The 21,098-nt window shown below is 59.8% G+C and carries 13 protein-coding genes and 1 tRNA gene; 4 read left to right on the top strand and 10 right to left on the bottom strand.

All coding sequences use genetic code 11. From position 1 onward, the window contains the following. Nucleotides 1-189 precede the first annotated feature (189 nt). Nucleotides 190-266: transfer RNA gene (locus ACFWXH_RS26545), tRNA-Met, on the top strand. On the opposite strand, the gene ACFWXH_RS26540 is transcribed toward ACFWXH_RS26545, so the two are convergent. Then, the gene (locus tag ACFWXH_RS26540; RefSeq protein WP_379124432.1) at nucleotides 223-1,812 is read right to left on the bottom strand and encodes a recombinase family protein; all 1,590 of its coding nucleotides are present in this window, start codon (nucleotides 1,810-1,812) and stop codon (nucleotides 223-225) included. The genes ACFWXH_RS26545 and ACFWXH_RS26540 overlap by 44 nt on opposite strands. An 827-nt stretch (nucleotides 1,813-2,639) precedes the next feature. On the opposite strand from ACFWXH_RS26540, the gene ACFWXH_RS26535 reads away from it, so the two are divergent. After that, a complete protein-coding gene (locus tag ACFWXH_RS26535) occupies nucleotides 2,640-3,908 on the top strand; it encodes an OmpA family protein (protein WP_379124400.1) in 1,269 nt (422 codons plus the stop codon). Between the two features lie 64 nt (nucleotides 3,909-3,972). After that, on the top strand, nucleotides 3,973-5,154 hold the full coding sequence (locus ACFWXH_RS26530; RefSeq protein ID WP_379124399.1) for a caspase domain-containing protein: 1,182 nt from the start codon (nucleotides 3,973-3,975) through the stop codon (nucleotides 5,152-5,154). 8 nt (nucleotides 5,155-5,162) lie between these two features. Here the strand turns inward: ACFWXH_RS26530 and ACFWXH_RS26525 are convergent, their stop codons facing one another. Further along, complete coding sequence (locus ACFWXH_RS26525) at nucleotides 5,163-5,744, bottom strand: DUF6931 family protein (RefSeq protein WP_379124398.1); 582 nt, start codon at nucleotides 5,742-5,744, stop codon at nucleotides 5,163-5,165. Nucleotides 5,745-5,920: 176 nt separating this feature from the next. On the opposite strand from ACFWXH_RS26525, the gene ACFWXH_RS26520 reads away from it, so the two are divergent. Beyond that, complete coding sequence (locus tag ACFWXH_RS26520) at nucleotides 5,921-6,457, top strand: OmpA family protein (protein ID WP_379124397.1); 537 nt, start codon at nucleotides 5,921-5,923, stop codon at nucleotides 6,455-6,457. A 71-nt stretch (nucleotides 6,458-6,528) separates the two neighbouring features. Here the strand turns inward: ACFWXH_RS26520 and ACFWXH_RS26515 are convergent, their stop codons facing one another. The 8 genes from ACFWXH_RS26515 to tagH all read right to left on the bottom strand — a co-directional run bounded on the left by ACFWXH_RS26515 (nucleotide 6,529) and on the right by tagH (nucleotide 20,859). Then, complete coding sequence (locus ACFWXH_RS26515; protein WP_379124395.1) at nucleotides 6,529-8,148, bottom strand: caspase family protein; 1,620 nt, start codon at nucleotides 8,146-8,148, stop codon at nucleotides 6,529-6,531. 231 nt (nucleotides 8,149-8,379) lie between these two features. Beyond that, nucleotides 8,380-10,785: a M23 family metallopeptidase gene (locus ACFWXH_RS26510; protein WP_379124394.1), complete on the bottom strand. Its 2,406-nt coding sequence runs from the start codon at nucleotides 10,783-10,785 to the stop codon at nucleotides 8,380-8,382. After that, nucleotides 10,782-11,192 (bottom strand): DUF1036 domain-containing protein, encoded by a 411-nt coding sequence (locus ACFWXH_RS26505; RefSeq protein WP_379124393.1) that lies wholly within the window; start codon nucleotides 11,190-11,192, stop codon nucleotides 10,782-10,784. The genes ACFWXH_RS26510 and ACFWXH_RS26505 overlap by 4 nt, the downstream gene beginning before the upstream one ends. A gap of 99 nt (nucleotides 11,193-11,291) precedes the next feature. Then, entirely contained in the window at nucleotides 11,292-13,565 is a 2,274-nt protein-coding gene (locus tag ACFWXH_RS26500) for a protein kinase (RefSeq protein WP_379124392.1), read from the bottom strand. Continuing rightward, nucleotides 13,562-14,341 (bottom strand): PP2C family protein-serine/threonine phosphatase, encoded by a 780-nt coding sequence (locus ACFWXH_RS26495; RefSeq protein ID WP_379124391.1) that lies wholly within the window; start codon nucleotides 14,339-14,341, stop codon nucleotides 13,562-13,564. The genes ACFWXH_RS26500 and ACFWXH_RS26495 overlap by 4 nt, the downstream gene beginning before the upstream one ends. A gap of 135 nt (nucleotides 14,342-14,476) precedes the next feature. Beyond that, nucleotides 14,477-18,007: a type VI secretion system membrane subunit TssM gene (gene tssM / locus ACFWXH_RS26490; RefSeq protein WP_379124431.1), complete on the bottom strand. Its 3,531-nt coding sequence runs from the start codon at nucleotides 18,005-18,007 to the stop codon at nucleotides 14,477-14,479. Nucleotides 18,008-18,032: 25 nt separating this feature from the next. Further along, complete coding sequence (gene tssL, locus ACFWXH_RS26485) at nucleotides 18,033-19,385, bottom strand: type VI secretion system protein TssL, long form (protein WP_379124390.1); 1,353 nt, start codon at nucleotides 19,383-19,385, stop codon at nucleotides 18,033-18,035. Nucleotides 19,386-19,803: 418 nt separating this feature from the next. Beyond that, nucleotides 19,804-20,859, bottom strand: a complete 1,056-nt coding sequence (gene tagH, locus ACFWXH_RS26480; RefSeq protein WP_379124389.1) for a type VI secretion system-associated FHA domain protein TagH — start codon at nucleotides 20,857-20,859, stop codon at nucleotides 19,804-19,806. Between the last annotated feature and the right edge of the window lie 239 nt (nucleotides 20,860-21,098).

The raw sequence follows: 21,098 nt of genomic DNA, 5'->3' as shown, positions 1-21,098 counted from the left end.
CGCTCCAGCGCCAATGGTACTTCGTCTCAAGACGCGGGAGAGTAGGTCGCTGCCAGGTCTGCCAAACGCACGTAACTTCTCTTTATTCTTGTCTTTAGGCCCGCCAAACGGGACCTCGGGCCGCGAAAGCGGCCTTTTCATTTGGCAGGTGGAATTTCGGTAAGCGAATGCTTATCTTTATATGGTTGACGCGGGATGGAGCAGCCCGGTAGCTCGTCAGGCTCATAACCTGAAGGTCGTAGGTTCAAATCCTACTCCCGCAACCACCTTTACTTGCGATGACCCCGCCATATCGGCGGGGTTTTTCGTGTTGACCGAAAGCGTAAGGATTCCAGCAAGATCGCCCCGGACCTCGATCGCGACCTCGCCGTGTTCGGGCCTCAAGATGATGCTATCGACCAATGAGCGGATGATCTCCGCGGCTTCCATCCGTTTTCCCTCGGAATCATGCTGCAGCGCTTCGTAAAGGTTTTGTACCCGTATCCGGTACTGCTCAGCCATTGCAGGGTGTAGTAGCGGAGGGGGCTCAGTCGCCGTCTTTAGCAAGAGTGTTAGCTCAGCCTTACGCGCTCGAAGCCGATCTCCTCGATCCTTTACATCGTCGATGGACAAGGCATCCTTTAGATAGAGGTCCATTAATTTTTCGACTTCGCGGGCAATCCGTTCTAGCTCATGCTCGGCCGCTGCAATACTTGCCCGGCTGGCCATGCGCAGCCGATTTGTCTCCTGAGTGTAAGCGCTACAGAATTCGGCGAAGAGCCGTGGATCGAGCATGCGGCTGCGGAGTGCATTGATTACACGGGTCTCAAGCTCGTCGCGTCGGATGTTTACGCGATTGAAACAAGTGCCTTTGTTGCGCGAGGTCGAACAGCCTAAATGGGTGCCTGAGACCATTGAATAGCCGCCGTCGCAACATCCGCATTTCAGCAAGCCGGAGAACAGGTATTTGGGACGTCGGCGGTAAGTCGCCGTAGCGAAATTGGTGTTGCCCACATCGTCGCGGCCGATAGCGTTCTTGGCTTGGCGCGCCTTCACCTCCTTCCAGAGGTCATCATCCACGATGCGTAATTCGGGTGTCTCCTGTATTACCCATTCAGATTCTGGGTTCGGTCTTGCTTGGCGTTTCCCAGTGTCCGGATCCTTGATGAAACGCTGTCGGTTCCACACGAGCTTGCCGACGTACAACTCGTTGTTGAGGATACCGTTCGCGCGTTTCGGATTGCCGCTGATGGTGCTGAAGCCCCAAGCGCCGCCGGACGGAGAGGGAATGCCTTCCTTATTCAGCGCGGTCGCGATTGCCTTCGAAGACTTGCCGAGGGAATAGTCGCGAAAAATTCGACGGACCACCTCGGCTTCCATCTCGTTGATGGAGCGGTCACCGCGGATTGGTTCGCCATTGCTGTCAAGCTTCTTGACAACATCGTAGCCGTAAGAGTTCCCGCCTCCCGATTTGCCTGCCTCGATACGCCCGCGCTGACCACGCCGCGTCTTGTCAGCGAGGTCTTTCAGGAACAAAGCATTCATTGTGCCTTTGAGGCCGACATGCAGATGGGTGACTTCCCCCTCGGACAAGGTAAAGATCTTTACGTCCGCGTACGTCATGCGTTTGAAGATGCCGGCAATGTCCTCTTGATCGCGCGATAGACGATCCATTGCTTCGGCGAGGATGAGATTGTATCGCCCGCGCGTTCCGTCAGAGATCAAGGCCTGGATGCCAGGGCGCAGGAGCGAGGCGCCGGAAATTGCATGATCTGTATATTCTTCGACGATCTGCCACCCTTGTTTCTCGGCATGTAACCGACACATGCGCAACTGATCGGCGATCGAAGCGTCTCGCTGATTGTCGGAAGAGTAACGCGCGTAAAGTGCAACCTTCAAAACAGTCTCCCTGCCTTACGAGCCCTCCAACTCCTGTTTCGCAGTTTGCGCCTCGAAATTCTGTCGAGCAAGCTGTTTGCCTAGGAGTCTGGCGAGACGAACAAGGCGTGGGTCAGGATTGCCGCGAGCATTGAAGGTAAGATCTGGCACCTTCGGATGCATCGCTTCGACAAAGTCGTTGCGCTCGGACACGGCATTCAATTTGCGTGCATCGTGGGCCATAGGCCCAAGAATTCATGGCTTTGCCGCAACAACAACCAAAATCGCCGGCGGCTTTCGGTGCCGAAAGACGCCGATCCGCGCGTGGCATCGTAGATTTGCGAGGAGTAGAGAGCGCGGGAGTACGAAAATAGCCTATGGGCGCGGCTAGAGCGTCAGCCAAATTCGAACTCGCACGACGCTGTCCAAAGCAGCTATTCGATGCCCGACGGCGCTATCGTCGCTCCACAGAACGCCAAACGGGCTGCTGCATCATCTGAAGGGCATGTGGAGGCGCTTGAGCATTCAGACCATCGAGGTTCAGAGCCTCGTGGCGAATCTGGGGAGTGAAATGGAAGCGGGGGACCGTTACCGTCGGCCCCCAGACCGGATGAGGCGCTATTCGCAAGCGCGATTGAGCAGCGAGACAACTCCCTCGATTTTCGGACGGCAGACTTTGTGAGGACGAACGCCATCCCGTCAGACTGTGAAATCTTTAACAGACTTCCGCGCCGCAAGCTGCTTCCTGCAATAAGCCGAATGAGCGCAGCGGAGGATTTGCTATGCCGCAATATCGCATCCTTGATGCCACCGTGATCCGCGCAATGTCAGCTCCGTCCCGGAGCCTTACCAGATGCGCGGCGGGATTTCACAGCGTGCCGGATTTGCTCGCCAAGCAAACACAAGTGATCTATAATCTTGCATGTAAGAACTGGTTGTCCTGGGTGGGGCGTTCCATGTTTGAAGCCGTTGCGTTCTGGCGCGAGGCGAGGGCTACGTCCCAATCGCTTGGCAAGATCGCGCTCGTGCTTCTTGGCTTGCTGATGGTCGGGCCGCAGACCGCGAGCGCCGAGTCCAACTGGACGCTCGATCCGTCCGCTTCGGTGCTCACTTACCAGTCGGTTAAGAAGAACACGATCGTCGAAACCAACAAGATCAGGAACATCTCTGGAACGCTGAGTTCGACTGGGGATGCCAAGATCATCTTCGACCTCAATTCGGTCGATACCGGCGTCGACCTTCGCAATGTCCGCATGCGCTTCTTGTTCTTCGAGACATTTACCTACCCTACGGCGGAAGTGACGGCGAAGGTGAATCCTGCCGCATTCGCTGATCTTGCAACCAAACGCAGGGTCAAGACTGTCTTGCCGTTCCGCCTCAGTCTCCATGGGGTCGAAAAGGAATTGGAGGCGAGTGTCATTGTCACCATGATCAACGATACGCAGGTCTCCGTGGCCTCAGAAGCGCCGGTTGCGGTCCGCGTCGAAGATTATGGTTTGCTCCCGAACATCGCCAAGCTGCAGGAGGCAGCCAATGTGACTAACATCGTGCCTACCGCGTCGGTTTCTTTCGATTTCGTCTTTGCCGTGGAGGGCAGCAAACCGGCCACGATCCAGACAGTCTCGGCAGGCGCAATTGGGCCGATCTCCACCGATGCCGCCAAGGCCAATTTCAGTGATGAGGAATGTCAGAACAGATTTGCCGTGCTCTCTCGCACCGGCGCGATCTACTTCCGCCCTGCGAGCGCCAGGCTCGATGCCAAAAGCCGTCCGCTGTTGACCGAGGTCGAAGGTGTTGTCGGCAAATGCCCGACCCTCAAGGTGCAAGTGTCCGGCTATACCGATTCCGACGGATCGTCGGAAGCAAATAAACTGCTGTCAGAGCGGCGGGCGCAGGCGGTAATGGATGCGTTGGTGGTCGATGGCGTACCGCGCGATCAGATCAGTGCAGCGGGCTATGGCGAGGAACGGCCTGTTGCCGCCAATGATACGCCCAAGAACAAGGCGCTTAACCGGCGGATCGAGTTCTCCACCAGCAAGCTCGCCAACTGAGGTAGTCGTGGGCTCCGCTGTCGACACCCCTTACCGTGCCATATTTCGTTTCGCTGGGTTGACAGTGATCGCCCTGCTCCTGAGCATAACTATCGCCAATGCCGAGCGGCGCGTCGCGCTGGTGCTCGGCAACTCGCAGTACCAGCATGCGGTAGCGCTGCCAAACCCGGTACGTGACGCTCAGGCCATGGGTGAGCGGTTGCAGACGCTTGGCTTCGAGGTCGTTTCCGGCTTCGATCTAACAAAGCAGCAGACGCAGTCCACAGTCGCCCAGTTCGCCAAGCAGGTACGTGGTGCCGATATCGCACTTTTTTTCTATGCCGGTCACGGACTGCAAGTGTCAGGCAAGAATTACCTGCTTCCGGTCGATGCCGCGCTTGAGGACGAGACGTCGCTCGATTTCGAAGCCGTATCGATCGATTTCGTCCTGCGCCAGATGTCGCGCGAAACCAGTATAAGGCTGGTATTTCTCGACGCCTGTCGGGACAATCCGCTTGCCGATGTCCTGGCAACGACCGCCGGCGTCAAAGGCGCGAGCAGCGGCCTTGCCGAGATTCCGATCGAGAATGGCGGCGTAGGCACGCTGGTTGCCTTCGCCGCCAGTCCAAACCAGCTAGCCTACGATGGATCGGGTGATCACTCGCCATTCACCAAGGCGTTGCTGCAACATATCGGCGAAACCAACATCCCCATCACCGAATCCGTGAACAGGGTAACGAGCGATGTCTTCAAAGCGACCAATGGCAAGCAACGGCCGTGGATCAATGTTTCGTTGACCACTGAGGTCGTGCTGCACAAAGTCGACCTCAGTGCGCCGCTGATTGTCGGGGAAGTGAGCGCGCCGCAAGAGGAAGCCAATTCCGGGACGCGTAATACGGGCGTGTCGATCGGCCAGAATGGCGATCAGCTTGCGCTCGATGTCCTGCGTGAAAAAATCCCGAAACTGGCAACGGATGAACCGATCTTCTTCGAGCGCCCGATCAAATTTGGTGATCCTGCAATCGACGGCAAGAGCATTGCCCAATTGATCAAGAGCGAGCCGCTCTTCAGCCCGGTCGAAGGGCTCGACAAGTCGGTGTGGCAGGGCAAGCATTGCGACGGCTGCCATCAATGGAACGAAGCCCGGCTTTGCGAGCAGGCGAAGGTCTTCATCACGAACGACGTCTCTGTCCTGCGCCTACAGCACCCGCTTGGGACACGCTTCAAAGTGGCGTTGGCCCGATGGGCGCAAAGCGGCTGCCAATGATGTTGGAACTAGGCTGAAGATACCCGTCTCGACCAATGGGAGGCATCGGCCGATTGCGCTTCCATCTCCACGATCTGAATGCCCATTTCGACCAAGGCCGAAAGCACGGCAAAGCGATCCACCAATGAGACGCTTGCCAGCCCCGCCAGAATTCCGGCGTTGACGGCGTGAGCTGCGGGAAATCCGGTCGACGCCATATTGAAGGCTGGGTCTCGCCATGTTGCTGCAAGAGCAATCCACGCAGCCGGGGTCATCGGCGAAACATCGACTACGTCACTCAAGGCCGCCCGGTGACGCGGGTTGTCGGGCTCTGCAACCCAGTCGTGAATGATCCCCAGCAATTGGACATCCTCACCGGTAAGGAGTTCCGCGAGGTTGCGCAGACATTCATGACCCCACCAGATTGCTGCCCGCTCGGGCAAGAGATAGGCACAAAACGTGATCGCTTCTTCGGGAATGCGTCCCACGAGCAAGGCGCGGCAAAACTCGAGCGGAGGCCGTTCGGTAGCGGGCGACTTCATGTCCCGGGCGATGGCGGGGCAGGCGAGGAAAAGATCCCGTGCAGATCTGTACCCAAGTTCATTGGCCATGGCTAACACCCCCTCAAGCAGGAGCAGCATAACACTCAAGCCTGCAGCTAAGCGCTGGTCAAGCTTCAGCTATAGCAGATCGTGGTCGTCAGCTGCGTGAGGTTGCTCACAGACAATTGCCGTCGGATTTGATATGTTTCGCGCCAGCGAAATCCGCTCAGGCAGGAGAGATGGTTATGCGGTGGGGCAGCTCAGCCTCGGTATTAGCGGCCTTGTTGTTTTCGACGCATGTTTCCGCTGATCCGCTTCGAAAATCGGAAGACATCATCAAGTTTTTTACCGGGCAAGGCAGCCTTGGTATCTCACGTGGGATCTGCGTCGGGACCGAGGAGGAATGCAAGAGCAAGGGCCAAAAGACCGGCACGACGCCGCCAAAGGCAGGCCTTGATATGATGATCAATTTTGCCCTGGATTCGGCTCAACTCGATCAGATTGCGCGCAGTGAACTCGATGAGTTCGCCAAGGCGCTGGGCGACGACCGACTGAGGACATTCAGTTTTGTCGTGGAAGGACATACCGATGCGACCGGCACTGATCGCTACAATCAGGATCTTTCGCAGCGAAGAGCCCAGTCGGTCGCGGCTTTCCTGACAGCAAACGGCGTTGAGCCGGCACGTCTGAAAGCGATCGGCTTGGGCAAGTCACACCCGCGCGTCGCCAATCCCTACGATCCGGTCAATCGCCGCGTGGAAATGCGGATCAGGACCGAGTAGCCCCTGTCGGCCCCCTCACGGCGAGAGGTGGCGCTTTTATCGCAAAGCGGGAGCTGCTGATCGTCCAAAGATCAGTCCTTGAGCGCGCCGCCCACAATTACTCCGGTGCCGAAGATTACTGCTTTGGATAGGAAGTCACTGTCGTCTCTCGGAGGCGGTGCATCGCGGAACTCGATGTCGTTGTCGTTATCGCGCCTCCGTTGGACAATTTGCGGCTTCTTGCGCGGCTTTTGCCTTGCAACTGGTTTAAGCGTGCGAGTCTTCTGTACGACCTGCTTTTTGGGTGGCGCCGCACGTGCTTGATCGGCAGTGTTCTTGGCGCGTAACCTATCCAATATCGGGTCGGTCTGGATCGCCAGGAATGCCAGTTGCTCGCGCGTCAGATACGTGGTCTGCGGCAGACCGTTCTTTCCCTGCCAGACGCCGATCGCCTGGCGCGTCTTCGGGCCAAGGTTACCGTCGGCGCGACCGAGCTCGTTGCCCAACGCCTCCATGCGCAATTGCAGATCAATGCGGCCGTTGCGATCTAGCCCGATCGCGCTCTCAGTCTCCTCGGTGCCAGGCGTCCGCTTCATCTCATCGGTGATGCCGATCGTGGTGCGCACGGCTGAACCCGGATTGCTGTTTGCTGCGTTGGCGTCCAGCGAGGCCATCTGCTTGTCGCGGGCCTTCGGGTCCTGCAACTGATCGATGTTGAGCTTTGCGACCGTGGCGAAGCGGCCGTTTGGAAACTGTTCGAGATAAGCTTCGTAGAACGGGACGGCATTCTTCTTCGACGCCTCATCCCAAAGGCGCTGCTCGACTTCCCAGGATGGTGGTACGCCGACGGCTGTAGTGGCGGCCATCGTCTTGGCTGGGTCAGCCACAGGCTCGGTTGTTTGTGCGGCCGCCTGCGCGATGGGCTTGCCCAAGAATACTTCGCGTCCCAGCGACGCATTATGCCACGGCCGCTGCCGGCCTTGTGTCGTTTCCGTAACCTCACCACGAACGCGTGTCAGTGCGCTCTGAATTTCGACGCCGGGTTGGGTCAGGTGCTTGGCGAGGGCCAGCGAATAGGGGCTGTCGACACCGTTGCCATCGAAAGCGATGGCACCGGGATCCGTTGCATAAGCAATCAGCACGCCCCCGGTGCCGGCACCGTCGGCCTTTGCATCGACCGGAGCAAGGCCAGCGCCCAGCGAGCGGCTTTTCGGCAATGCGGCGGCCAGCGTGCGTGCCAGCGGATTGTCGCGGCATGCATCGAGGATGATGATGCCGACCGCGGGATCGGCCGGCAACGCCGCCATGAACTCATCAATCTGGACGGTACGGGTCTTGAGGTAGGCTGGAGACGTCAGCTCGGCATCGACCGGGATGAGATAATTCTTGCCATCAACCTGCATGCCATGACCGGCGTAGAAAATAACGGCGAGGTCCGCATTGTAGGCACCCTCGGTGAATTTGCCGATCAGGCTGTGCATGCCGGCATTGTCCTGGTCGATACCTTCGATGACCTCGAAGCCGGCGTTGCGCAGCGTGGAGGCAATGAGGCGAGCATCGTTCGCCGGATTGGGCAACGCAACGGCATTGACATATTTGCTGTTGCCGATGACCAGCGCGACACGCTTGGCATCGGGTGCGGCAGCCTGGACGCCAAAGGCGGCCAGGGCGGCAAGAATGAATCCCGTCAACAAGACGGCGAACGCTTTCATGGATCGGCCCTCCGCCCCGATGGGCGTGTTGTTGATGTCTGTGCATGCTCAATTACGTGAGCGACAAAGTCGCTTCTGCCAAATATGGCTCTGGGCGTATGTGATCCCGGTCACATTCCCGGTTCACGGGCGCCAAGTAAGACCTCTGCAAAGAGGTCTCCAGTATACCATTCGGCGACCCGAAAACCAATCGACTTGGCGAGCGTACTGATCCCATAACGCGGGATTTGGCTAACCTCGTTCAAGTGGTTTTTGGATCGAGCCCAGCAACGCTGTTATCGCCAGCTTGTATTTTTCAAACTCCGGCGATGTTTGACGAATTTGCGTTGTCGTCGGCTGGCTCTGATCGACTGCCACACGTGTCACCTTCTGTCCCATCTTGCGCTCGGCCCAGTCGATGACGTAGCTGGCTGTCTTGCCGGTGAGAAAGGGATTGGCCTGGATCACAGCCGATCCCAGTACCGCGCTCAACTGGGACGCCCCCGGCGCCGCCAATACTTGATGCGCCCCTTCCATGCCAAGAAAGTGACAGAGGTAGAGCCGTCCGGCGGTGATCTGGTGCCCGCGCCCGCGCAGATACGCTTCGCCTTCTCGTGCCAGGTTGCGCACCATCTCACGCGAGAGCGTGGCGTCGTAGCGAAGCGCGAGCAGATCGGCCGTCGATAATGTCCTGGCAAGATCGGGGCGATAGGTGTTCATCATCCGAATCCATGTCCTGGTGATGAATTGGCCGGCGCCGGTTGCGGACGAATTCGGGTTCTTGGCGCGCGCGCGGCCGCCGCTTTCCACATGGACGATCCGGTCGGTCAGCGTCTCGACAGCAACATCGGATGAACTGCCGAAATTACTGGCGGCAACCGTGGTGGCCGTCCCCAGTGAATTGATCGCCTCGCCGTTCTGATAGAGTTCGAAATGAAGATGCGGGCCCGTTGAAAGCCCGGTGGTTCCTACATACCCGATGACGTCGCCGGCCTTCACCTTTGTCCCGATGCCGCTTGCAAGGGCGAATTTCTGCATGTGGGCATAACGCGTCTCGCGCCCGTTGGTATGGGCGATCTTCACCAGATTGCCATAGCCGCCGCCGTCGCCCTGGAAGGTGATTTCGCCATCGAACGCCGCGACGATCGGTGTGCCGACCGGAGCGGCCCAGTCGGTCCCCTTATGGATTCGAACTGTGCCCAGGATTGGATGCTTGCGTGGGCCGAAGGTCGAGGTCATCACGCCGCTCACGGGCGTGACCATGCCGTTGACCACGGACAGGGAACGAACCTCGTCATTGCCCGTGACGCATGCATACTGGCCGTCGCTCTGTTGGAATACGAAACAGTCGAGATTCTTCTCGGCACCTGAGACCCCGACATAAAGAACCCTTCCGGAATGCTCGTCCTGACCGCGTGGCGTCTGCGAGTAGATCAGCATCAGGCGCTGGTCCTCGCTGGCGAATGCATCCAGATCCTGTCCGCGGGACAGATACATGATCGCCTCGCCGATAACGCTTGTCGGAACCTTGTTGCGCGCGGCCGTCGAGTAGATCGCATCGAGCAGACGATATTGCTGCTTGGGGCCGCCCTGATCGGAGGTGCCGGAATAGTTGAAGAGGTCGTCGCTGACCCACGGGTCGACGCCCGATACGAAAGCGCCCGCCGCGCTGCGTGTCAAAGTGCCGACATAGACATTCCTGGCGTAGACAGAAACCTGCATGAGCGACATTGTCGTCTTTTCGCGGTTCGGTCGGAATCCGCGTAGCGCGACGACAAAGCCGGGTTCGAGTCCATCGCGATTGAAAAGAGTCTTCAGCGCCTCGCCTGCCAGTTTCGCGTCATCCGCGGAGAATTGCGCGTCGAGCGCCACGCTATCGAGGCTGCGGGCGTTGAATATCTTAACGAACGTGTCCTCGGTTGCCTCGAAGCGCTGATATTCGCTGGTGACCGTCGCAACCGTGGTGGTGTTGTCGATAGCGGTTTTCTTGAACGCTGGCAGCGCTGCCTCGCCCTGGTCGATGGTCTCCCCCCAGCCCGCCTCGGGATCGCCCACATCGGCTTTGGGGGCTGGAACCGAAGCTGGCCCATCGTCTGGCGGAGGTTGGAGATCGTTTTCCAGGTCGCCTTGCGGATCGGCTGGCGCCGGCTGATCCGGTTGTTGATCGGCGGCCGCCGGTGCCGAAGCCCTCGGAGCCGCCTGTCGCTGCGCCTGGAAAAATGCGAAGTCCTCCTGCGTCGACGGGATCGTGGTCATGAATTTTTCGCTGGCGCTCAGCATCACGTCGGAAAGAATCTCGATCTGCGGAGACGCTCCGGAACTGTCGAGCTCGGCCGGGCGTGTGACCGCGCGGCTTTTCGTTGCCGTGTCGGCATCCGGTGCGAGCGTGATCCACATCGGATCGCCGGCGAGGTCGATGATCGCTGGCACATAGACCCGCGCATCGGGTGGTATGTCTTCCATGCCTTCGACGGGATGCAGTTCCTCGTCTTCGTCACCGAACGACCAATAGTCCCTGGTGAGATAGAAGCCGGTGGCGATCGAGATGAGGGCGAGCGCTGCAAGGCCGCCGAAGATGGTTCGCCAAAGCCTACGCCGGTGCTCGTTCAGGCGCGCCTGCTTCTTCCGCTTGAAGCTCGTGTCGATACTGTGCGTCACGGGCTGTTTCCGGTCAGGAAATACGTCCAGCGCGCCTGCTCGAGCGTATCGACTTCGACAAAATGTGCTGCGATGTGGCCGCGCTGCCAGCATTCCTCGATGCCGCGTATCGAGAAGCGGCGTCGGTCGATGCACATTTCGACCGCTCCGTTGAGGATCGCGTGACCGAAGACATCCGTCGCATAAAGATAGATGTAACGGTTGACCAATTCCTCGCGGATAACGTTTACGCACTGATTGGCGCCGATGGTCCACCAGCCGTCGGTCTGGTCGGCGTTATCGATCTTCTGTCCAACAGCGAGATTGACGACGTCCAGCGTCTGGTTGCACACCGTGAACTCCGCGCGGGCGCGGTCGATCGACACGATCGAAAGCAGCATTGCGCCGACCAGTGTGGCGACCGCCATCCGGCCGGAGACCCCAGGCCAATTTCGAAACCAGCCGTGACGCTTGCGGCATGGCGACTGGAACAAACGCGGGCAGCGGGAATCCATCGGCATCCATATTTATCCGCCAAGTCGAAAATATTTGGCGGTGGCGGAAAATTGCGAACCGTCGGCCTCGATCTCCTTGAGGATCCTGGGCAACAACTCCGAGGCCGGCATCGGTCTTGCAAACATTGCAGCCTGGATGTCCCGCGGCCCGGTGATCACGAGTATGATCTGCGGCACCGCCTTGCCGGCCGCTTTGTCAGCGGTGCCAAGACCGATCGGGATACTGAACGCGGCCTTGTCGCTCTGTGCGACCATGCGGTCGTCGAGGTTGAACGCAATCCCCTTGTGGTCGATCAGCATCACGTTCGAGACAAGCCCGCCACGCGTAACCAGCGTGCCGCTTATCGGCGAGCCGTCTGGCACCGACATGCTGTCGAGGGCGAGTTGCGGCCGTTCGGCGCTGTTGCGATCGAAATACCGCAAGAAGCCGGTCAACTCGCATTGTGGCTGGGTGATAAGTCGAACGCCAATCTCCGGCTCGACATGGAACTTCGACCGGAAATCACCGAGCATTCGCTCGAACGGCTGCACGGTCGTTCCGAAGCCTTCGATGGCTGGCGCACCATTGATCGCCGATATAAGCGACGCATAGAAACAGGCTCCGCCGCTGAAGTCGCGCACCCAAGAAGCACGCTGTACTACTGCGTCGATCCCCTTATCCCCCGGGCCCTCTTGCTTGGGCAGATTGACGGCGACGTCTTCTTTTCCCAGCGGCTTGTTGGCCGGCTGCGTCGGGGACGTTTCCCGCTGCACCGGTTCCGGGCTTTCGGCTGAAGCAGGAGCCGGCTCATTCGCTTTCGGCGATTTGGGGAATTTGTCGTCGACGTTCGATATGTTGGGCTCGGTTGCATTCGGCTTGGTATCGGGCGGCTGCTCGTTGTCGGTTTCCGTCTGGCTCGTTTCGGGCGCCTTGTCGCCGGGTGACCCGGCGGCTGGCTGCTCCGGCTTCTGGCTCTCGGCAGTTTTCAGGGTGGGGGAGGTGGGTGACGAATTCCCTGCCGGAGATTGCGCAGGCTGTGTTTCGACTGGCTGCGAGCCTTGTGTCCGGTTATTGCTGGCGATCTTCTCCGGCCGAGAGGCAGGCGGCGCCTCAGCGGTTGGGTTCGGAGCCGGTGGGTCTGCCTTTTCCGTCAGCGGCGACAAGACACCACTGAAATAAAGACCGGCAGCGGCTAAAAAGACCAAGGCCGCAGCACCACCGGCAATCAATGGCCTGCGGGAAGAGGGGCGTGGCGGGTTCGACGTCGGCGGGCTGGACGAAGCCGGCGCTATTGCCGGTTGCGACAGATGCGCTGGCCGCACGTGCTGAACGAAGCGCTGTTCGCCGGCAGGCGGATGCGGCTGAGTGTCGGGCGGTGTCGTCCCCCCGGAGCGCTGCAATCCCGAGCGTTCGCGCGTGCTGAATGATGGCGGCGTTGTCGCGTCGAGGTCGTCGTCCCGCGTCGCCCTGGCAATTTCTGCCATGCTGGCTGGCCGGTCGCGTGGATCCGGTTGCAGCATCGCTTCGAGGACATCGCGGAAATCGGGGTCGATGTCCGACAAATCGGGCACGGTCCGGCGTTTTTCGATGACCTCGAATTGCGAGCCGCTCATATCCAGCGGCTTCCCACGCAGCGCTGCAGCCAGCACCAGCCCGAGGCTGTAGATATCGGATTGCTCGCTGACTTCGCCGCCATAAAGTCCAAGCTGCTCCGGCGAAACATAATTGTATTTTCCGGCGAACTTCCCGCCGATCAGTGTCTCTCCCCCGACGGTAGCGGAGCGCGCTATGCCGAAATCGATGATTTTTGCGCGCTCGACCCGACCACCTGGCAAGATGATGTTGTCGGGTGAAAGATCCCGATGGATGGCGCCAGCCTGGTGCACTGCGCTGAGTCCCGATGCGAGGCGATGGCAGAGGCGGCGAACGTCTGGCAAAGGCATGGAGCCGAGCCGGATGATGTCGAACAATGACGGGCCGTCCACGAATTCCATCGCGAGATAAGGCCGGCCAATTCCTGGATCTATGGTGAAGACGTGGTAGCGCACGACGGCGTCATGCGACAGATGATTGAGGATCGAAGCTTCCTTGCGGAACAGGGACAGTATGGTCTGGTCGCGGGCGAATTCGGGCAGCACGATCTTGATCGCGACATGATCACCGGTCTGAATGTTATGGCCGCGATAGACCTCGCCCATGCCACCGGATGCGATCCTCTCGTCGAGCTCGTAGATGGTGCTGAGTTGCGTACCCACACCCGCATAGGCAACGTTCGCCGATACCCGCGTCTTGTCATCGTCGCTCATCTTGCGAGCCCCTCTGCTCCGGAGGGAACCGAATTCAACATGCCGTTGCGCCCGGCGCCCATCTTCACAAGCACAATGGTCACATTGTCGGTTCCGCCACGTGCCAGGACCATCTCCAGGAGGCTCCGACAGGCCATCTGCGGATCGGCAGATCTGACTGCCGCCTCGATCTCCGCGTCGCTGACATGCGCGGTCAGCCCGTCGGTGTTCAGAACAAAAATATCGCCTGGCATCAACACGCCCTGCTGGAAGTCCATCTTGAGTTGATCGCTGATGCCGACCGCATGCGTGATCACGTTGCGGCGAGGCCATGTAAGGGCTTCTTCCGCGCTGATGACGCCACGGTCGAGCAGTTCCTGGACCTCCGAATGATCCTTCGAGACCTGGGTTATCAAGCCGTTGCGAACCAGATAGATGCGGCTGTCGCCGGCCCACAGGCAGGCGAAACGGCCGTCCATGGCGAGTAGGGCTGCGAAGGTGGAGCCTATCGTAATGCCGCGAGAGAGCGAGATGTTGCGGATCTCGGTATTGGCGCGGTTGAGCCGGTCCTCGAAGCGAGCACGAAGATCTGGCGCCGAGCTCGGAATGCCAATCGTTGACAGATGGTCGACGATGCTGGCGGAGGCGAGTTCACCGGCCTCGTGCCCGCCCATGCCGTCGGCTACCACCCAGAGGCCGGTCTGCGGTTCGACGAGGTAATTATCCTCGTTGTGATCGCGCACGCAGCCCTTGTGACTCACCCCGAAGCTTTCGACGGGAAGGGCGACAGTGCTCAAATTGCCACCAAACGCTTCGCGAGCGTCCTCTGTGACGAACGATGGGCCGCGTACACATGCCATTTTGCCACAAGCGCGCACTTTAGAGTATCGAAATGACGGTTGAGGCTGGTGCTGTCCGGTGGTTGAACCATCTCAAAAAGCCTTGGGGCAGCTGAAGCCGGTCAATGCCGGCAGCAGGAAGGGATTGGCTCCAGAGCCCGTCTGGATCGTGTATGCAACATCGCGTCCACCGATGACGAAGCGTGCTTCGGTGTTGCCGCCGCTGGTGGTGATGGTTGCTTTGTCGAGCAGCCGTTTCAGCGCCCACGGACCATCGAATTTGAGCGCGGATTCGCGGCCGGGCATTTCCGGTAGCAGGCTGAGACTGACGGAAGCGGAAGTTGTGCCATTCGGCCAAGTCACCGTGCTCGGCACGTTTCCGGCCTGACTGCTCTGGACGGTCTGGCCGTCGATGTCGAGGATCGCGCTTTCGGCGTCGCCGTTGAGTGAGAACGGCGTGAAGGTGATGTTGACCGATGGCGCAGATCCACCAGAGGGAAAGAAGGCGCTGCGGATTTCTGCCGCGGATTGGAACGCCTTCAAGGTCGATTTGGCAAGGCCGCGGTTGAAACGCGCATCCTGCTTCCAGGACCACTCCTGACCTGTCATATCGATCAGCGGGGCAAGGTTTTGGGCGAAGAAACGGTCCATCACTCCGCCAGGAGCGAACAACCTGGCGAAATCCGTCATCGAGATGTCTTCGGTAACGTCGCCAGCGAAGGGATAGCGGCCATTGACTGCCTCCTCGCAGGCGCGCGTTACCGACCGATCGAGGTTCTGGTTGAGATTGGCCACCGAGGTTTCGACGACATTGCCCTCGAACTCGTCGGCGGCTGCGGTCACCATACGCGCAAGTGGCTTGGGCAGACGCGAGATATTGGCGCGCAGCGTCGAGATCTGTAGCCGCAGGTTGGCGTTCACGCGTTCCGTCTGCGAGGGGACATCGGCAGAGATTTTCAGGCTCTGGAAAATGTCGCGAAAGTTCTGCGTCAGCGCATCGAGCGGCCGCCGTCCGGCAGCGCCGCTGACCAGCGTCTGGAAAGGTCGGAACTGTGCCTCGACGTTTGCACCGGCATTTTGCGCAAGTGCCGAACTCGTGCCGGCTCGGCTTTGTGACTTGCCTCCGGTTACCTGCAAGCCGATGCGGGCCAGGCCTTTGGCTATCCCTACCAGGTCTTCCGGCGCCGCGCCGACCTCATCCCCAGCAACGCTGTCGGCTTTCGTCAGTCGGGTTTCCTCGGCGATTGCAGTGAACAGTTGGTCAAGCGGCGAACCGGGCGATGCGACGGCGGACAACGCGATATATTGCGGTTTGTCCTCTAGCATCGGCTTGAACTTCAGCTGGTCGAGCACGCCGTTCCAGCTGGCGGCGAATTCCCTGCCGTAGCGCTCGACGAGTTCGGGACCCAGTTTGGGCAGGTCCTGGTCTACGCCGCCCTGTTCGCCGCCGCCGCCCAGCACCCATTGCTCATCGACGAGCATTTGCGCGACGCGTGAAAGTTGAGGCAGGAAGAAGCGATTGAAGCCGGCGTGAGTGTAAAGGCCGGGGACTTGAAGATCGGCCAGGTCGCCGCCATCCACGCGCTCGAACAAAAGCTGCGCCTCGGGCCCTGCGTTGGCTATGACAGAGAAGTCATCCAGCCTTGCGGCGTAGATCGCGGACATGATCAGGGCCGACGCACGGTCAGCAAGGCTCATGCGCCCTAGTGAGCGCTGTGCGGCCTCAATCAGCGGCTGGTTGAGTTCAAACACCGGATCGTAGGAGTCGTCGAGCGCAAGCATGGCACGCAGATGTTTTTCGATCTGCGCGCGTCCCTCTCTATTGTTCTCGCCGGGATAGCGGTTTTCCTCCCAGTCCTGCTTCATCCACGAAACGATCAGCGCGTCATCGACCTTTGGCGCCTTGCCGCCCAGCATCAAGTAGATCTTCAGCGGCTGGTAGAGCTTGGCGGGGTCGGCCATCCTGACCTGGATCGTCCGCTCCGCTTGGACCAGGAGCCGGGAGCGGAACGTCCGCTCCAACGCCTGCCGGTAGGCCGTCATGGAGGCCGACAGCAATCTCTGCCGTTGGCCGAGTCCAAAGGTTTCTTCAATCGGTCTCGCCTGATCGCCGCCTTCGAAACCGGTCGGCAGGTTGCGCAATTGATCGAGCGGCCCGATGACGTTCTCCAGGTCGACATCCGTCACCGTCGTGCTCTTGAGCAACGAATCCGCACTGTCGCGATACTCAGCCATCGCCTGCCTGGTCGAAGCGATCAGCGATTTGTTGGCCAGGAAGCTGAGGCCCAGGATGCCGAGGGCCGCCAAAGCTGTCAGCGCGATCACCGCAAGTCCTCCAAATCGGACCAACCTGGCACGTCGTTCTGCGAGCCTGTCGAAAGAAACCCAGCCTGCTTCCGGGAAGATGACCTTGGTGAGTAGATCGTGCAGGAAGAAGCTCTTTCCGGCGCCTGAATAATGCGCCTGCGGTGCGCTGCCAAAACTGCGCCCGATCGAACCCAGCACCTGATCGAACGGCGTGCCCTCCTGGGTGCCGGAAGAAAAATAGAGCCCTCGCAGGCTGACATTCACCTGCGACCGCGAAGCGTCGAACAGGCTGCCGACGAAATGCGTAATCCGGCTGCGAAGCGCACCGAATTGAGCCGGGAAGCCGAAGATGGCGATCCGCGTAGCCGGATCAGGTTCTTCGTGAAGTCGGTCGGTGGTCTCTTCCGCCAGACGCTCGACAAGTGCGTCGAATTCAGCGGGAGCCTCGCCGGCCATGTTTCTGGTTCGGTCGGCTGTTTGAAACGTGACCCCCCATACCTTGCGTCGGCGCGCCTCATCGAAATTGCCGAAGTAGTCCATGAACCCTGAAATCAGGTCGGCTTTTGTGAAAAGCAGATAAACCGGAAACTGGATCTTCAGCGTTTCGTACAGATCGCGCAGCCGGGTTCTTATTTCGGTGATGTGTGTCTCGAGTTGCCGCTCGTCGAAGCGGATGAGGTCGGCGATGCTGATGGCGAGGATGACGCCATTGATCGGTTGCCTGGTGCGGTGCTTCTTCAGCAGTCCGAGGAAGGCAAGCCAGCTCGACTTGTCGCGCGCAGCGTCCGATTCGAATGTCGTGTAGCGACCAGCCGTGTCTATCAGGACCGCTTCGTCGGTGAACCACCAGTCGCAGGATCGCGTACCGCCAATCCCGGCCACAGGCTGGGCCTTTCCAGAGCCGGCCAGCGGAAACCTCAACCCGGAATTGACCAGTGCCGTCGTCTTGCCTGCGCCGGGCGGGCCGATGACCACGTACCAAGGGGTTTCATAGAGAAAGTCGCGTTTGTTGGTCGTCCGCTTCAGCGTCGCGATGGCTTCGTTCATACCCGCTTCGAGTATTCGCGCATCGTCATCCTTTTCGTCGTGACGCGTGATCGCTTTTTCGAGTGCTTTTTGCGCCTTGAGCCTCCGCCAGGACTTGATGCCATAAAACAGCGCGAGCGCGGCAATGCTCACCCCGATGACCGCTGCACGCAGCCAATCGGAGCTGAGGGGGCGACTGTCGGCAAAGCCGACCATGGGGCCGGCAAACCACACAGCGGCGCAGAAGCCGGCGAGGGCGACGATGCTGAATATCCGCAGCACCCAGCGCATCACTCTCGTTCTCCGGCGCGCCCGCTCACAACGTCTCCTCCTTCTGGATCATCACGTCGACACGGCGGTTCTTGGCGCGGCCGTCCGGCGTCGCATTGTCTGCAATCGGTTCATCCTCGCCCTTGCCATCATTGCTCAGCCTCGAAGGGTCTTTCAGCAGCGTGGCTAGCGTCGACTGAACCGCTTTCGCGCGCGCAACCGAAAGGTCGAAATTCGATTTGAACGTGCTCGATTTCTTCGGCTTCACAGTATCGGTGTGGCCGACGATCTTGATCGGTCCGGGTTCGGAATCGAGCGTCGTGGCGATATGCACGGCAACAGGTTGGAATTGTGTCTTCAGGTCCGCCTGGCCTGATGCGAACAACAGCTGATTGCTGATCTCCACGACGATGAAGTCGCCCTTGGTGCGGACGCTTAGCCCGCCGGCTGCGATCTCCTTGGCGAGCGCTGCGCTGATCCGGTCGATTTGGGTGGGGGCGGTGGGTTGCGGCCGCTCGGCAGGTGTCGCTTCGATGACCTTCGCCACACTGGCGCGCTCGATCGTGACCGGCGCCGAAGGATTGAGTGTCAGCAGTTCCCTGGCGACTGCATCCCCTTCATCGGTGATCAGGATCCGCAGCCCGAAAAATACCGCTGTCACCAGTGCAATCGCGCCCGCTGCAGCCGCCCAAAGCGGAAGCCTGGTTCTTGGCTTCGGCTGTGACGCAGCCATGCCCTGCCACCGGGGAGAGATCTCGTCGGGTCCACGTGCTTTGAAATAGCGAAGCGTGTCATAGACATCGCATCGCACGCGCTCGAGGGTTTCCCGTTGGTTCGCCAACCCCCGATATTGACCTTCGAAGCCCAGCGAAAGGCAGGCATGCATCAGTTCGAGCAGCTCGCAACGCGCTTCAGGTTTGGCGAGGATCTTGTTCAGCGCTTCGAAGAAGCCGGTCCCCTTGGGTTGAGTATGGAAGAACCGCGCCGCCAGGCTGTGCTGGCTCCAACCGCTTGCTCCTGGCCATGGCAGGTTGCCGACGAGATCGTCTGCGGTTTCGCAAAGGGCAAATTTCGCGATCCGCGCATCGTCCTCCCCGACGCCGGCTTTCGTCACGGTACGATCAAATGTCTCGATTGCGCTTGCGATGTAGTCTGCCAACGATGACGCTTTTCGGTCCACCGGCACCAGCCGCAGGTAACTAAGCTGCAGCAACAAGGGAGCCGCAGCCGCGACGATCGGGTTCGCGCTTTCGTACCTGACGCGGCCTGCCGCGGTGAGAAGCGTGGTCTGCTGCAGCGTCGAAGGCGGCGCAGCTAGACCTGGATCGGAGCCTTCAAGGACGACGGTTCCAGAGGACCATCCGCTCGGCATCTGTTTGTCGATGCGTGGATCGAACACCGTCGGTTCGCGGACGGCGGGTGGCGCACGCCCTACTCCTTGCTCTCCATTTTCGGTAGCCGCAGGAGACGGTTGCTTTAGCCGCGGCGCACGGATCACTGTCCGGTTCGCGGGGTCCGAGGGGTCATCCGTCGAGCTCATTGGAGCTCCGTCGTCAAGGTGCGGCTGACTTCAAAGGAGCCTAGTTTACACCTTCCGGGCCGGGCTTCGGGTCGGATCGAAAAGCGCTTTTTGCTGAAACATGACATCGCTGCACGCCCCAAGCCATGCCGCGTTGCCCGGCAGGCAAGCTCCCAGCCATCATTCTAATCGCACAGGAGGCCGATTGAAATTGGAAAGCAGGATGAGCGAAGGGACGGCGCCTTCTATGAAACCCATTACAGACAGCGCAATTTTGCCGCCGACGAAGTGCGCTAGGCTATTTCTGCTTGCTGGCCTTGGTATAAGCTTCGGCGAAATAGGCGAGAAAGACGTCCAGCATGCCGTTTTCGTGCTTCTCCTCCATGGTGCGCCAGGTGGCGACCAAGGCGTCCCAAGCCTGGCTCTTCTTTGACGAGAAGGCCGTGGGTGGCAGTTTCCTGGCGACCGCCTCAGGTGACAGATCATCGAGCAGTCTGAAAAGCGCGGCCTGCATCGCGGCGTAGGTCGCAATCTCGTGGGCCTTCAGGTCCTGGAATGCGTCTTCGACGCTGTGCTTGGCATCGAGATAGCCGGCCCTGCGCTTGGCAAACATGATCTCTAATATGTCATTGGTGCCAGGCACGAATTTTAGCGGATTGTTGTCCTCAGCGCCGATCATCGTTCGATGGGGGCTCTTGGCGAGCACCTTGGCGGCCGCGCGCGCCTTGAGCAGCAGCGACAATTGCTCGACGGAGATTCTCAGTACAGCACCGATCTCGGCTGCAACTTGATGCGGATCGCGCGATTGCAGCAGGTCAGGAGCGATGCCGGCGGCAGTTGCGATATCACGCAGGATCTCCACCGTTCCGGGCGACTGTTGAACCGGTGCGGATGCGCCGGGCCGCAGCAATGAGGACGTCGATATCGGTGCTGCTGGAGCAGGGTGTCGCTCCAAGGATCTAGGCGACGGCATGTCGGGTTCTGTCGGGCGGCCCGCCGGCGAAGGTTCGCGTTGCGTCGTCCCGGTTGCATCGACGCGCCCTTCAGTGATCGAAACCGCAATGACATAGCGGCCGATAAGCAGCCTGTCGCCATCGATCAGCCTATGAGGGGTGGTCATGCGCTGTCGGGAACCATTGACGAAGGTCCCGTTGCGCGAGACGTCGTAGAGCCAGAACGCACCCGCCTGGAAATCGACTTCACAATGACGGCCCGAGATGAACTTGTCTGGATCCGACAACGTCCAGTCGCAATTCTCCCGGCCGATATCGAAGCTGCGTTCACGGGCGGCATAGCCTGTAGCGGCCCCCGCTGGCAGCCCATCGAGATTGCTGATCTGGAGCGAGATGAACATCCCGAACCGCCCCGCGAGCCCTCATGTCCCGCTATTCTAGCAGCTTGCAGGGGCAGTGGGCGAGCAGCGTTTCACACAGGGGTGCGCCAGCCGCTGTTTTTCCAAGCTGTTGTTTAGCCCTGATCAAACATGTGCTACGCTCAAAAGGGTTTCGTGCGGTGTTTTTGAAATTCCCGAACGTGACGCATTTCACAGAACGGGGGCTTCAATTCATCACACTGGCGGTCGCGTCCAGGAGG

Source organism: Mesorhizobium sp. NPDC059054 (genome assembly GCF_042739215.1).
Classification (GTDB): domain Bacteria; phylum Pseudomonadota; class Alphaproteobacteria; order Rhizobiales; family Rhizobiaceae; genus Mesorhizobium.
Note: the sequence above shows the minus strand (reverse complement) of the source record. Positions and strands in the feature narration are given on the sequence as shown.

What these genes read in the sequence shown, in the direction of transcription:
- ACFWXH_RS26535 (WP_379124400.1), top strand. Translation starts at nt 2,640, where the DNA reads ATGCCGCAATATCGCATCCTTGATGCCACCGTGATCCGCGCAATGTCA.
- ACFWXH_RS26525 (WP_379124398.1), bottom strand. Translation starts at nt 5,744, where the DNA reads ATGGCCAATGAACTTGGGTACAGATCTGCACGGGATCTTTTCCTCGCC.
- ACFWXH_RS26520 (WP_379124397.1), top strand. Translation starts at nt 5,921, where the DNA reads ATGCGGTGGGGCAGCTCAGCCTCGGTATTAGCGGCCTTGTTGTTTTCG.
- ACFWXH_RS26515 (WP_379124395.1), bottom strand. Translation starts at nt 8,148, where the DNA reads ATGAAAGCGTTCGCCGTCTTGTTGACGGGATTCATTCTTGCCGCCCTG.
- ACFWXH_RS26505 (WP_379124393.1), bottom strand. Translation starts at nt 11,192, where the DNA reads ATGGCGGTCGCCACACTGGTCGGCGCAATGCTGCTTTCGATCGTGTCG.
- ACFWXH_RS26500 (WP_379124392.1), bottom strand. Translation starts at nt 13,565, where the DNA reads ATGAGCGACGATGACAAGACGCGGGTATCGGCGAACGTTGCCTATGCG.
- tssM (WP_379124431.1), bottom strand. Translation starts at nt 18,007, where the DNA reads ATGCGCTGGGTGCTGCGGATATTCAGCATCGTCGCCCTCGCCGGCTTC.
- tagH (WP_379124389.1), bottom strand. Translation starts at nt 20,859, where the DNA reads ATGTTCATCTCGCTCCAGATCAGCAATCTCGATGGGCTGCCAGCGGGG.